Annotated in this window: 15 protein-coding genes; 9 read left to right on the top strand and 6 right to left on the bottom strand. The window is 65.9% G+C overall.

All coding sequences use genetic code 11. The features are described from left to right. The 3 genes from ACE3S9_RS07530 to ACE3S9_RS07520 form a co-directional block, all read right to left on the bottom strand. Window positions 1-629 (bottom strand): peptidoglycan-binding protein (locus ACE3S9_RS07530; protein WP_374545827.1); only part of this gene is annotated, 629 nt, incomplete at its 3' end. A gap of 301 nt (window positions 630-930) precedes the next feature. Continuing rightward, complete coding sequence (ldtR, locus tag ACE3S9_RS07525) at window positions 931-1,443, bottom strand: transcriptional regulator LdtR (RefSeq protein ID WP_374545826.1); 513 nt, start codon at window positions 1,441-1,443, stop codon at window positions 931-933. Window positions 1,444-1,625: 182 nt separating this feature from the next. Then, window positions 1,626-2,150 carry a hypothetical protein gene (locus ACE3S9_RS07520; RefSeq protein ID WP_374545825.1) on the bottom strand — a complete coding sequence of 175 codons (525 nt, stop codon included), beginning with the start codon at window positions 2,148-2,150 and terminating at the stop codon, window positions 1,626-1,628. A gap of 128 nt (window positions 2,151-2,278) precedes the next feature. Here ACE3S9_RS07520 and hemB point away from each other — a divergent pair, with 128 nt between their 5' ends. The 5 genes from hemB (at window position 2,279) to ACE3S9_RS07495 (ending at window position 5,853) form a co-directional block, all read left to right on the top strand. Further along, window positions 2,279-3,301, top strand: coding sequence for a porphobilinogen synthase (hemB, locus tag ACE3S9_RS07515; protein WP_374545824.1), 1,023 nt, complete (start codon window positions 2,279-2,281; stop codon window positions 3,299-3,301). Window positions 3,302-3,397: 96 nt separating this feature from the next. Further along, window positions 3,398-3,943, top strand: coding sequence for a GNAT family N-acetyltransferase (locus ACE3S9_RS07510; protein ID WP_374545823.1), 546 nt, complete (start codon window positions 3,398-3,400; stop codon window positions 3,941-3,943). Between the two features lie 118 nt (window positions 3,944-4,061). Further along, a complete protein-coding gene (locus ACE3S9_RS07505) occupies window positions 4,062-4,529 on the top strand; it encodes an RDD family protein (protein ID WP_374545822.1) in 468 nt (155 codons plus the stop codon). A gap of 17 nt (window positions 4,530-4,546) precedes the next feature. After that, the gene (locus tag ACE3S9_RS07500) at window positions 4,547-5,275 is read left to right on the top strand and encodes an arginyltransferase (protein ID WP_374545821.1); all 729 of its coding nucleotides are present in this window, start codon (window positions 4,547-4,549) and stop codon (window positions 5,273-5,275) included. A gap of 47 nt (window positions 5,276-5,322) precedes the next feature. Beyond that, the gene (locus tag ACE3S9_RS07495) at window positions 5,323-5,853 is read left to right on the top strand and encodes a peroxiredoxin (RefSeq protein WP_374545820.1); all 531 of its coding nucleotides are present in this window, start codon (window positions 5,323-5,325) and stop codon (window positions 5,851-5,853) included. Window positions 5,854-5,867: 14 nt separating this feature from the next. Here ACE3S9_RS07495 and ACE3S9_RS07490 read toward each other — a convergent pair whose 3' ends face one another. Next, entirely contained in the window at window positions 5,868-6,404 is a 537-nt protein-coding gene (locus ACE3S9_RS07490) for a hypothetical protein (protein ID WP_374545819.1), read from the bottom strand. Further along, window positions 6,401-6,685, bottom strand: coding sequence for a hypothetical protein (locus ACE3S9_RS07485; protein ID WP_374545818.1), 285 nt, complete (start codon window positions 6,683-6,685; stop codon window positions 6,401-6,403). The genes ACE3S9_RS07490 and ACE3S9_RS07485 overlap by 4 nt, the downstream gene beginning before the upstream one ends. Window positions 6,686-6,794: 109 nt before the next feature. Here ACE3S9_RS07485 and ACE3S9_RS07480 point away from each other — a divergent pair, with 109 nt between their 5' ends. Beyond that, on the top strand, window positions 6,795-7,679 hold the full coding sequence (locus tag ACE3S9_RS07480) for a DUF6502 family protein (protein ID WP_374545817.1): 885 nt from the start codon (window positions 6,795-6,797) through the stop codon (window positions 7,677-7,679). Beyond that, entirely contained in the window at window positions 7,676-9,025 is a 1,350-nt protein-coding gene (locus ACE3S9_RS07475) for a DUF5666 domain-containing protein (RefSeq protein ID WP_374545816.1), read from the top strand. Before ACE3S9_RS07480 ends, ACE3S9_RS07475 begins: the two co-directional genes overlap by 4 nt. A 6-nt stretch (window positions 9,026-9,031) precedes the next feature. Here ACE3S9_RS07475 and ACE3S9_RS07470 read toward each other — a convergent pair whose 3' ends face one another. After that, window positions 9,032-9,886: an RNA methyltransferase gene (locus ACE3S9_RS07470; RefSeq protein ID WP_374545815.1), complete on the bottom strand. Its 855-nt coding sequence runs from the start codon at window positions 9,884-9,886 to the stop codon at window positions 9,032-9,034. A 196-nt stretch (window positions 9,887-10,082) separates the two neighbouring features. Between ACE3S9_RS07470 and ACE3S9_RS07465 the strand changes: the two genes are divergently transcribed. Then, a complete protein-coding gene (locus tag ACE3S9_RS07465; protein ID WP_374545814.1) occupies window positions 10,083-10,802 on the top strand; it encodes an SDR family NAD(P)-dependent oxidoreductase in 720 nt (239 codons plus the stop codon). Between the two features lie 38 nt (window positions 10,803-10,840). Then, window positions 10,841-11,674 (top strand): CmcJ/NvfI family oxidoreductase, encoded by an 834-nt coding sequence (locus ACE3S9_RS07460; RefSeq protein ID WP_374545813.1) that lies wholly within the window; start codon window positions 10,841-10,843, stop codon window positions 11,672-11,674. Window positions 11,675-11,685: the final 11 nt, after the last annotated feature.

The raw sequence follows: 11,685 nt of genomic DNA, 5'->3' as shown, positions 1-11,685 counted from the left end.
ATGTCCAAGGCGCGGGTCTGCATGACCGGCGACTGGCGGTCGATCTTGCCGACGCCGGCGAGATGGCGGGTCGCGACATTGTCGTTCTCGACGGTCTCGACCAGGGCGCCCGGAATATTGGCGACGACGAAACGCTCGCCGAGATTGGACGAGAACGAGCGCAGGCGGACCAGATTGGTTTCAAGCTGGCGCAGGCGGTAATCGGCCGGCACGTTCATGGCGTCGATGGTCTGCGGCGTGGCGACGCCCGTCTCGATCAGGCCGTGACGAGCCTGGAAGCGGCGCACGCCGGCTTCGACATAGGAATCGTAAATGCCGGAGGCGGAGGCGTTGGCGTCGAGGTCGCCGGTGACCGTCAGGCGCTTGCGCAGGGCATGGACGGCGGGGCCGGACGAGCCGAGCTTGAGCGCGCCGCCGGTCGGGACCTTGCCCCAGCCGCCATTGGCGACGATGGTCTTGTATTGCTCGATCGCCTGCTCGGTCGCGGCGAGCGTGCGCGGCGACAGCAGCGGGGTGTTGGAGCGGGCGACGGACAACCGGGTGTCCGAATCGTAGCGCTGGGCCCATTCGGCCTGGCTAAAGCCATCCCCGGCGAGCGCGGGGCCGGCGCCGAGCAAAGCGGCGCCCACAACGAAACAAGCCGCGACGCCCTTCCGGCGCGACGGCGACAGACGGGTTCGCGTCAAATCGGCGGTGTTCAACGGCAAAACTCCCAATGGAAACTCTTGCGGACCTCGGCGCGGCGCCCTGTGAACGGCGCTGGCAGGATATTCGCGCTGCAGAATCAATGACGAGGGTTAACAAGGCGCGAACAGCGCGGCGATTTTAAGGCGGCGCCGCCCGGAAAGCAAAAAGCCGGGCCCATCGGCCCGGCAAGGTAAAGGAAATGCAAAGATCGAGGACGGCGGGGGCGCCTGCGCGAGGGCGCGCTCAGAGGCGATATTTGATCTGGTCCGTCCAGAAGCGCTCCAGGCGGCTGAGGGCGTTGTTGACCACCTTGAACTCGTCCACCGAGACGCCGCCGATCTGCTCGACGGTGAGGACATGCTTTTCGTAGAGAGTGGCGACGATGTCGCGGATTTCCTTGCCCTGGGCGGTCAGGCTGATGCGCACCGAGCGGCGGTCGACGCGGGAGCGGGCGTGATGGAGATATTCCATCTCGACCAGCTTCTTGACGTTATAGGACACGTTCGAGCCGAGATAATAGCCGCGGGTGCGCAGCTCGCCGGCGGTCAGCTCGGAATCGCCGATGTTGTAGAGCAGGAGCGCCTGGACAGCGTTGATGTCGGAACGGCCGCGACGGTCGAATTCGTCCTTGATCACATCCAGCAGCCGGCGATGAAGACGCTCGACCAGGGTGAGGGCCTCAAGGTAAACGGGACGGACCTCGGCGCAACGCTCGGCCCTCGACGCGGAGATTTCCATCTTGATGGCTTTGGACATTGTGGTCTTCCTGCGATCTGTTTCGCTCACCGATACTATTCCGGCGGCCTCGATGGATCGCAATCTAAACAATGCGAATGAAAACCGGTTTAAATAAGAGGCTGAATCCCGGGTTACCGCGGTTTGCGGCAATTGAAGTGAATCTTGCGTGAATTAAAACAAGTATTTACGTTGACGCTTGTTTACGACCGCGCACGAGGCCGTTGCGCCAGTTCGCGCAGTCGCGCGAGCCATCCATCGATCGTTCCCGCCCCTTCGGAGGCGGCGTTGGCGCGCCACGAGAGAAAGAGATAAAGCGCCAGCAGCACGCCGTCGGCCCATTTCAGCGCGCCGCCGAACAGGAAGAAGGACGGCTTGGAGACGATCACGAAAACCTGCGCGAACAGGGTCAGCAGCCAGACCACGCCGCCCCAGGGCGCGACCAGCCACAGGCCGACCGCCGCGATCGGATTGAGCACGGCGAAAAAGATGGTCGCTAACATCGCCGCGGTCGAGAGGTCGAGAAAGGAGCCGGTCGCGGGCGCGATGATCCGCCGCCATTGCTCCAGCCCCTCGACGATCCACAGCAGCGACACCACGCGCAGGAAGACCGTCAGCGCCAGCGTCCAGCGCGCCTCGTCCGCCTCCGGTCCCGTCTTCGCGCCGACCCGAATGGCGCCGGACGGTTCGAGGCCCTGCTCCCTGCGCGCGCTCCTGCCGTAATCCATCGCCCTGTCCAAAGCTCCCTGAATGCCGCCGCAAAGCGAGCGCGATACCGCATTTGACCATCGGCCGCAAAATTTTACGCGCGAACGCGTCCTTATGCTATGGGGAGCCCGACATCTGGAACAGCCCCATGACCGACGCTCCCCGCTCCCCGCTCGACCTTACCCTCAACCTGACCCACCGGCCGCGCCGCAACCGCAAGGCCGATTGGGCGCGCCGTCTGGTGCGCGAAAATGTGCTGACGGCCAATGACCTGATCTGGCCGATCTTCGTCGTCGAGGGCGAGAATGTGCGCACCCCCGTCGCCTCCATGCCGGATGTCGAACGCCTGTCGGTCGATCAGGCGGTGGCAGCCGCCCAGCGCGCGGCCGAACTCGGCATTCCGGCCCTCGCTCTGTTTCCCTATACCGATCCGGGACTGCGCGACGCCCATGGCTCCGAGGCGCTCAATCCCGAAAATCTGGTCTGCCGCGCCTGCCGCGCGATCAAGGCGGTCGTCCCCGGAATCGGCCTCATCACCGATGTCGCGCTGGATCCCTATACCAGCCACGGCCATGACGGCCTGCTGGAGGGCGAGACCATCCTCAACGACGAGACCGTCGCCGTTCTGGTCGAACAAGCGCTGAACCAGGCCCGCGCCGGGGCCGACGTCATCGCCCCCTCCGACATGATGGACGGCCGCATCGGCGCGATCCGCGCCGCGCTCGACAGCGAAGGCTTTACTGACGTGCAGATCATGGCCTATGCGGCCAAATACGCCTCGGCCTTCTACGGCCCGTTCCGCGACGCCATCGGCACCAATGCCGTGCTGGTCGGCGACAAGCGCACCTATCAGATGGACCCGGCCAATTCCGACGAGGCTTTGCGCGAGGTCGCCGCCGATCTCGACGAGGGCGCCGACATGATCATGATAAAGCCGGGCTTGCCTTATCTGGACATCATCCGCCGCGTCAAGGATCGGTTTGAGGCGCCCACCTTCGCCTACCAAGTTTCCGGAGAATATGCGATGATCATGGCCGCGGCGCGGAACGGGTGGCTCGACGGTGAAAAGGCCATGCTGGAAAGCCTTCTCGCTTTCAAAAGAGCGGGAGCCAAGGGCATTCTCACCTATTTCGCGCCCAGGGTGGCGGAAATGCTGAAGAAAGGCGCATAAGCCAGGTGACCTGGACGACGCGACGCGATGGCGGCGGCGTCCAGCGCACGCCAGACATTTCCGTCCCCGTGGAGGGGATGTCCGGGAGTGGCTGGCATGGGCGCGTCGAGAATCGAGAATTTTCGGGAAAAACTGTTCCCGCAGGGGCATTGCCTGACGGAGCGGCTGTTCATCCAGCCGTTACAGCCCGCGGACGCCTTCCAGCTCGTCGTTCTGACTAATGATCCGCTGGTCGCGGCGGGGAAGTCGAAACTGCCCCAACCCTTCACGCTTGCCGACGCACAGGACCTCATCGCCTTGCCGCACCAAAGCAAGGGGTGCTTCGCCTCGGTTCACGCCGGCGAGAACGGTCCCTTCGTCGGCTGCGTGGGCGCCGTCGTCCGGGGCGCCGCCGATATCGAGATGGGCTTCTGGGTTGGCGCGCCCTACCACGGCAAGCGATATGGCGCCGAAGCGGCGGAGGCGATGCTTGGTCTCCTGCGCGACGCCTTTCCCGACCGGCGCATTGTCGCCGAATGCTCGCGGGAAAACGGCGCCACCTGGCGCCTGCTGCAAAGGCTCGGCTTCAGTCCGAGCGGCGGAAGCGGCGCCAGCAAGCGCTCTCAACTGCTGATCTTCGAGGCGCCCGCGCCGGTGGATTGACCCGCTTTCGGGCGGCGCCCTCCCCTTGCGCGGCGCGAGGTCAGCCGCCAAATTATGATGCGGCGGCGTTTTCGCGCCGCGACCTGTTTCGCCGCAGCCTGTTCCGGAGCGCGACACCATGAGCAACGCCAATAGCTGGGGCGCCCCGCGACCCGCCGTCTATCCTCTCGCGCCCCTGCCCGCGAGCGCGCTGGCCGGCGTGCGGCGGCGGCGCATCGCCGCCGTCCTGCTCGACCTGATCCTGGTCTCCATTCTTTCGGCGGTCCTGTTCATCGTTCTGGGCGTGCTGACGCTCGGCATCGCCTGGCTGTTCCTGCCCTCGCTGTTCCCCCTCGTCGCTTTTTTCTACAACGGCCTGACGATTTCGGGCTGGCGCCGGGCGACTCCGGGCATGAAGGCGATGGATCTCGAAATGCGGCTGGTGGACGGTTCGCCCACGCCCTTCATCCACGCCTCGGTCCACGCCGTGCTGTTTTATCTGAGCCTCTATCTGTTCGCGCCGATTTTTCTGTTTTCCCTGTTCGCGAGCGACAAGAGATGCTTGCACGACGTGCTCGCCGGAGTGATCGTATTGCGCCGAGTCTGATCTGAGAGGGAAAGGGTTTGACCAGCGAGCCGCGCGATCCGCCCCAATTCTACCTGACGTCGCCTGCGCCCTGCCCCTATCTGCCCGGCAAGGAGGAGCGCAAGGTCTTCACGCATCTTGTCGGCCGCAGGGCGTCCCATCTCAACGACGCCCTGACCCATTCGGGCTTCCGCCGTTCCCAGACCATCGCCTATCGCCCGGCTTGCGAGAATTGCAAGGCCTGCGTCTCGGTGCGCATCCTCTGCGACGAATTCGCGCCCGGCCGCACGCAGAAGCGCGTCATCGCCCGCAATGACGACATAATCGCCGCTGTCGGCGCCTCGCGCGCCGACGCCGAGCAGTTCGCCTTGTTCCGATCCTATCTGGATTCGCGCCACAGCGACGGCGGCATGGCCGACATGGCCATGCTGGATTATGCGATGATGGTCGAGGACAGCCATGTCGACAGCCGCATCGCGACCTACCGGCTGCGCGAAGGGGGCAAGCCGGGCCGGCTGCTGGCCTGCTGCCTCACCGACGTGCTCGATGACGGCCTGTCGATGGTCTATTCCTTCTACGCCCCCGACGCGCCGCAGCGTTCGCTCGGCGCCTATATGATCCTGGAGCATATCGCCCGCGCCCGCGCGCTCGGCCTGCCGCATCTCTATCTCGGCTATTGGGTCGCGGGCTCGAAGAAGATGGATTACAAGGCGCACTATCTCCCGCAGGAACGCCTCGGCCGCGAAGGCTGGATGCGGGTGGGGTGAGCCTTTCGCGCGAGCGTATCCCGCTCGTCCCGACAGGAGCCGCCGCCATGACGCCGACCCATGTTCCTGACGTCATTTTCCGAACCCGCGTCCGCAATGACGCGCTAGGCGGGCCGAATCCGTTCGAATGGAAGGACGTGTCGAGCGCGGAGATTTTCGGCGGCAAGCGCGTCGTCCTGTTCGCTTTGCCGGGAGCCTTCACCCCGGCCTGTTCGGACAGCCATCTGCCCGGCTACGAGAAGAATTACGACGAATTCAGACGCCTCGGCGTGGATGAGGTGATCTGCCTCGCGGTCAATGACGCTTTCGTCATGTTCCAATGGGCCCAGAGCAAGCAGATAGCGAAGGTCTTCATGCTGCCCGACGGCAACGGCGATTTCACCCGCCGGATGGGCATGCTGGTCGATCGCGGCCAGCAGGGCATGGGCATGAGAAGCTGGCGCTATTCCATGCTGGTGGAAGACGGCGAGATCCGAAAAGTCTTCGCCGAGGCGAATATCAGGGACAACCCATCCGGCGTGCCGGTGGAGGTTTCCGGCGCCGAAACCATGCTGGCTTATCTCAAGGAAACCGCATAGTCGCGAGCCATCGGTCACGGTTGCTGAATGTTGCGATCAGGGCGCGCGACGGTCCACCCGGCGACTCGCGGCGTCGCGCTTCCGGTCACGACCCAGCGCGGTCCCTTCGCCGAGAGGCTGGCGTTTTTTTTCGTGGCGTTTCTCCAGGTCGCGATGGCTTCGCGCCAGCAGGCCCACAGGAGCCAGGGGAGGAACAGCCCGATCATCGCGAGAGTCACGAGCTTTTCGAAAACGGTGAACACGACGACCAGGGCCCGCCATGTGAAGAACAAGCCACAACCGAAGACATCGCCCGCTCGGCAGCTTGAAGCCATGACCGTATCAAACGCGCCTTCCTCGGCCCCCCGTCCTTCCAGGGCTGGCAGAGCGGGCTGGCCGTCGATAGAGACGCGGATCTGCTCATAGCCCGCGAGCATGGCCGCTTCGGCTGGGCCACCGCTCCTGCCCGCTTCCGCCAGCGCGCATGCGCCGAGCAGGAAAGCAAGCTGCAACAGGACGCAAATCGTCCGACTGGCGATGAGACGCCGCCAAAGGTCCACCAATCTAGTCATAACTGGCCGCTCCAGGAAACGGGGGAAGAACCGGCGGCGATACGCGTGACGGGACGCGCGGCGCGCGAAGGCTGGGGCTCCTCGGCCTGCGTCGGCGCGCCTTGATCGTTCATCTGTTGGGCCGTCGATCCGAACGCCGTCTCAGGCGCTGCCGACAGCCGCGCGCCGCCGATGAGCGCGCCGGCCACAATGACGCATTGAGCCAGACGATTGAGAACCTTCACATTGGTTCGGGCCGGGAAAACCGATGGAGGCGAAGCCAGTATCGAGATGAGGGCCATGAAATGAACTCCAAAGGAACAACGGACGATTCAATACGTGGGAATAATTCCCACGTCAATCGAATTGTGGGATTTCATCCCACTCAAAAAAATGCTTTATGCTCGTCGCATGATCGAGACCGCCGCCCCGCCGGATGCGGGACGCCTGCAAACGCCCGTCGCGCGTATATTGCGCCCGCTCGTGCGCCTGTTTATTCGGTGCGGGATGACCTTCCCCGCGCTGTGCGATCTGCTGCGCGAGCTTTACGTCAATGTCGCCGAACATGATTTCGCGCTTGCGGGCAAGGAGCAGACCGACAGCCGCGTCAGCCTGCTGACGGGAATTCACCGCAAGGAAGTCCGCCGCCTGCGCGGCGCCGGCGCGCCGGTTCGCCTCGTCCCCGCCAGCGTCTCGCGCTCGAGCATGATCCTCGCGCGCTGGATCGCCGCGCCGGAATTCACCGATGAAGCGGGCGCGCCTCTGCCCCTGCGCCGCGCCGGCGATGCGGGCGACGGCCCCACTTACGAAGAGCTGGTGGAATCGGTCACCCGCGACGTGCGCCCGCGCGCCGTTCTCGATGAATGGCTCGACCGCGGCATCGTCGCGATTGACGAAAACGGCTGCATCCGGCTGGAAGAAGCGGCCTTCGCGCCGCGTTCGGGCGACGACCGCCAGCTGTATTATTTCGGCCGCAACCTGCACGACCATGTGGCGGCGGCGGTGGAGAACGTGCTCGCCGCCAGGCCGCCCTTTTTCGAGCGTGCGGTCCATTACGAGAATGTGTCGCCGGAAATGGCGACGAAAATGCTGGCCCTATCGCGCGAGATCGCCTTCGAGGCGTTGCAGAAGGTCAATCGCGAGGCGCAGGGCGAATTCGCCAAGGATCCCGGCGGAAGCTGGCGCTGGAATTTCGGCGTCTATCTCTACGGCGAGGACGAGTCGCTGCGGCGCGAAGCGCCGAACGAACCGGCAAGTGAACCGGCAAGTGAACCAGAAAGCGGAGCGAGCCCTTGAGCGCCGGGCCTCTCCTCAGCCGCCGGCGCTTCCTGCTGCTGTCCGCCTTGTTCGGCGGCGCGCCGGCTTTTGCCGGCGAAACCGGCAAGCCGGGCGGCGACAATGGCATTGGCGGCACGGGCTACCGGCCCGGCGACAATGGCATCGGCGGCACCGGCTTCATCGGAATCATACGCAAATTCGGCAGCGTCTACGTCAATGGCCAGCGCATCGTTTATCCGGACGACGCGGCCATCGAGATTGACGGCTCGCGCGTCGAGGCCGGCGACATGCGGATCGGCCAGGTCGCGCGCCTCGTCGCCGAGCAGCGCGACCAAACCTGGTCGACCAGACGCATCGTCATCGTCAGTGAAGTCGTCGGCCCCGTTGAGCGAATCGCCGGCCGGCAGGCCGATATCCTCGGCCAGAGCGTGCAATTGCCGAGCAAGAGGATCGCGCGCGCGCTCAAGGTCGGGGATCGCGTCGCCATCAGCGGCCTGCGCCGGCCGGACCAGACCATCGTCGCCTCGGCGGTCGAGCGCCGCGAAGGCGGGCAGGACCAGATCGTGGGCGTGCTTTCGCGGCAGGCAGACGGTGCGACGCGGATCGGCGCGCAGGCGGTTTCGGGCGTCGGCGATTTCCCGGCCGGCCAGCGCGTCGTCTTGCGCGGCGGGCTGGAAAGCGGCGTCTTCGTCGCCCGCGAAACGCGGCGGGACGCGGATATCGCCATTGCCGGCGTCCGGAAGGTTTCGATCGAAACATGGGTGAGTCGCCGCGACGGAGGGCTGGAGACGCCGGGCGGGCTTCGGATCGAGAGCCAAGCCGACGGCTTCGGAACCGGCGGCCGTCTTGTGGTCATAGACGGAGAACTCAACGGCGACCGCCTGATCGCGCGCAAAATGGAATTTTCCAATCCGGGCGGCGGATTCGATCCCTCCGGCGGACCCGGAGGCCGCCGTGGCGGCGGAGGCGGATTTGGCGGCGGAGGCGGGTTGGGCGGCGGCGGCCCAAGCCCTTCGGGCGGATTCGGATCGCCTCCGGGCGCCGGACCGCATGGCCGCGCGCCGGGACAGGGCGGCTTCCTGAACCCGGGCGGCGCCGGCCTCGGCCCCGGCGGCGGCGCGGTTCCGAGCTGGCTTGGCGGCCCCCCGAGCGGAGGTTTCCCTGCAAACGGTAGCCTGCCGTCGTTCAGCGGCGGCAATCCGCCCTTGGCGCCCGGTGGCTTTGGTGGCCCCGGCGGCGGCTTGGGCGGACCTGCCGGCGGCTTGGGCGGACCTGCCGGCGGCTTGGGCGGACCTGCGGGCGGCTTCGGCGGACCTGGCGGCTTCGGCGGACCTGGCGGGCCGCCGGGCGGCCGGTTTCACTGAACGGCTTTAAGCCTCGGTCGCGCCGCCTTCGGCCGCCTTGGCCGGCTTCCGCTGCTTGATCCTCTTGCGCGTCTGCGGCTTCTCGCGCGGGCCTTCCACCAGCCGCACGATCGCGCCCCACAAGGTGCGCACGTCCTGCTGGGTCAGGTTCATGCGGTGGAACATGTTGCGCAGATTGCGCTGCATCACCGGCCGTTTCGACACTGGGCGGAAAAAGCCGGCGTCCTCCAGCTTGCCTTCGAGAAATTCGAAAAAGGACAAGGTCATTTCGCGCTGGGCCGGCGGCGAGCGCTCGCTGGTGTCGAAGGGAATCGCCCCGCCCTGCCGCCCTTTGAAATATTCATAGCCGCACAACAGCACGGCCTGGGCGAGATTGAGCGAGCCATAGGCCGGATTGACCGGAAAGGTCAGGACGGCGCTGGCGAGCGCAATATCGTCATTGTCGAGCCCGGTGCGCTCCGGGCCGAACAGGATTCCATGTTTCTCGCCGGCCTGCACGGCGGCGGCGGTTTCACCCATGGCGATGGCCGGGACCTCGACGCGCTTCATCTGACCGCGCTCGCGCGCGGTGGTCGCCCAGACGAAATTGAGATCCGCCACGGCCTCCGCGACGCTGTCGTAAACCTTCGCCCGTTCCAGCAGATGGACAGCGCCGGCCGCCGCCGCATAGGCGCCCTTGCGCCGCGCGCCGGTGCGCGGCCAGCCCTCGCGCGGGCTCACCAGCCGCAGGTCCGACAGGCCGAAATTGGCCATGGCTCGCGCGCACATGCCGATATTCACCGCAAGCTGCGGCCGCACCAGAATGATCGCCGGACCGCCCTCGAACAAAGGCTTCGTCCGATCCGTGCCAGCTCCAACCATGACGCCCTCGAATTTGCGCGGGACGCTAATCGCGACGCGGATCGAAGGCAAGTTGCACGGCGAGGTTCGGAGCCGCCGCGTCGCCGAAGATTTGCGAATTCGCAATGGCCCGATTTCCCCGCGCCTTATGGAAATTCCGCTATCGAAGGGACAATGTTTCAGTCGTGCGGACGTCACACGCCGCAAAGAGGGCGTCATGGCCGAAGAGAGCGGGAATAAGGATTTCGCTTACAAGACGGCGCTGATCGTCGGCGCCGGCGCCGGAATCAGCGCTTCCGTGGCGCGGGCGCTAGCGCGCGAGGGCGTCGCGGTCGCTCTCGCGGCGCGCAATGTCGCCAAGCTGGAAGGGCTGGCCGGCGAAATCGGCGCCAAGGTTTTCGAGGCGGACGCCGCCTCGCCCGACAGTCTGGCCCGCCTGTTCCAACAGGTGGAATCAAGCGCCGGGGCGCCGGACCTTGTTCTCTATAATGCCAGCGGCCGGCTGCGCGGGCCGCTGGTCGATCTCAATCCCGACCAGGTCCGTCAAGCGATGGAAATCTCCGCCCTCGGCGCCTTCGTCGTGGTTCAAGAGGCGGCGCGGCGCATGATTCCCAAGCGGCATGGCGCCATTCTGCTGACCGGCGCCACCGCGAGCGTGAAAGGCTTCGCGCTGTCGTCGGCTTTCGCGATGGGCAAATTCGCCTTGCGCGGCCTGGCGCAGAGCGCGACGCGCGAGCTGGCGCCGCAGGGGATTCATGTGGCGCATTTCGTCATCGACGGCGGCATTCGCAGCGCGGCGCGTCCCGATCCCGCGGATCGCCCCGACAGCACGCTCGATCCCGATGCCATCGCCCAGACCTATCTGAGCGTGTTGCGCCAGCCGCGTAGCGCCTGGAGCTGGGAAGTCGAGCTTCGTCCCTGGGTGGAAAATTTTTGATCGGCCGCGCCATCGGCGCCCCGAAGGAGATCCCAGTCATGACCTTGCGGCCGGCGCCCGAATACCTCGAATCCATCACGGCTGGCTTGCCCTATACGACGCGGCGCGCCGAAAAGCTCTATTTCTATCGCTATCCGCCGCCTGACGGCGTTGCCGAATCCAATGTGGCGATCGAAACGCACGAGACGATTCTGACCAACGCGAGGCCGGTCGCCGACGGCTATTCGCTTGACCGGGAAGGCTACGCTTTGGTCCGCCAGCGCAGCGCTGTCCGCGATTTCTGGGACGAGGCGCAGACGCTCGCGCTCGGCCATCCCGAGACGGCCGAAATCGTCAAGGCGGCGACAGGCGCAAGCCGCGTCGTGGTGTTCGACCACACCTTGCGGCGCCGGAGCGGCGAATCCGATCTCGCCTCTGCCAAAAGCCGCCAGCCGGTCGGCCGCGCCCATGTCGACCAGACGGTGAAATCCGGGCCGCAAAGGGTGCGCGACGTCATGGGCGACCAGGCGGAGGGGTTGCTGTCGCGCCGCGCCGCAATCATCAATCTCTGGCGGCCGGTGGCCCATGTGGCGCGCGACTGGCCACTGGCGCTCGGCGACGGCCGCAGCGTCGACCCCGCCGATCTGCTGCCGACCGACCTGATCTTCCCGCATCGGCGCGGCGAGACCTATAGCCTCGCCTATAATCCGGGGCAGCGCTGGTCCTATATTCCCGATCTGGGTGTGGAGGAATGCCTCCTGATCAAATGCTGGGATTCGGACGAAACCGTCACCCGTTTCGCGCCGCATACCGGCTTCGCCGACCCGACCACGCCGCCGGGAACGCCGCCACGGCAAAGCATCGAATTCCGCACCCTGGCCTTCTTCGACTGAAGGCGCGCGTC

The sequence above is a fragment of the Rhodoblastus sp. genome (assembly GCF_041915505.1).
In the GTDB taxonomy this organism is placed as follows: domain Bacteria; phylum Pseudomonadota; class Alphaproteobacteria; order Rhizobiales; family Beijerinckiaceae; genus Rhodoblastus.
Note: the sequence above shows the minus strand (reverse complement) of the source record. Positions and strands in the feature narration are given on the sequence as shown.

Coding starts and splice junctions, on each gene's coding strand:
- ldtR (WP_374545826.1), bottom strand. CDS start 1,443: ATGTCCAAAGCCATCAAGATGGAAATCTCCGCGTCGAGGGCCGAGCGT.
- ACE3S9_RS07520 (WP_374545825.1), bottom strand. CDS start 2,150: ATGGATTACGGCAGGAGCGCGCGCAGGGAGCAGGGCCTCGAACCGTCC.
- hemB (WP_374545824.1), top strand. CDS start 2,279: ATGACCGACGCTCCCCGCTCCCCGCTCGACCTTACCCTCAACCTGACC.
- ACE3S9_RS07510 (WP_374545823.1), top strand. CDS start 3,398: ATGGGCGCGTCGAGAATCGAGAATTTTCGGGAAAAACTGTTCCCGCAG.
- ACE3S9_RS07505 (WP_374545822.1), top strand. CDS start 4,062: ATGAGCAACGCCAATAGCTGGGGCGCCCCGCGACCCGCCGTCTATCCT.
- ACE3S9_RS07495 (WP_374545820.1), top strand. CDS start 5,323: ATGACGCCGACCCATGTTCCTGACGTCATTTTCCGAACCCGCGTCCGC.
- ACE3S9_RS07490 (WP_374545819.1), bottom strand. CDS start 6,404: ATGACTAGATTGGTGGACCTTTGGCGGCGTCTCATCGCCAGTCGGACG.
- ACE3S9_RS07485 (WP_374545818.1), bottom strand. CDS start 6,685: ATGGCCCTCATCTCGATACTGGCTTCGCCTCCATCGGTTTTCCCGGCC.
- ACE3S9_RS07480 (WP_374545817.1), top strand. CDS start 6,795: ATGATCGAGACCGCCGCCCCGCCGGATGCGGGACGCCTGCAAACGCCC.
- ACE3S9_RS07470 (WP_374545815.1), bottom strand. CDS start 9,886: ATGGTTGGAGCTGGCACGGATCGGACGAAGCCTTTGTTCGAGGGCGGT.
- ACE3S9_RS07465 (WP_374545814.1), top strand. CDS start 10,083: ATGGCCGAAGAGAGCGGGAATAAGGATTTCGCTTACAAGACGGCGCTG.
- ACE3S9_RS07460 (WP_374545813.1), top strand. CDS start 10,841: ATGACCTTGCGGCCGGCGCCCGAATACCTCGAATCCATCACGGCTGGC.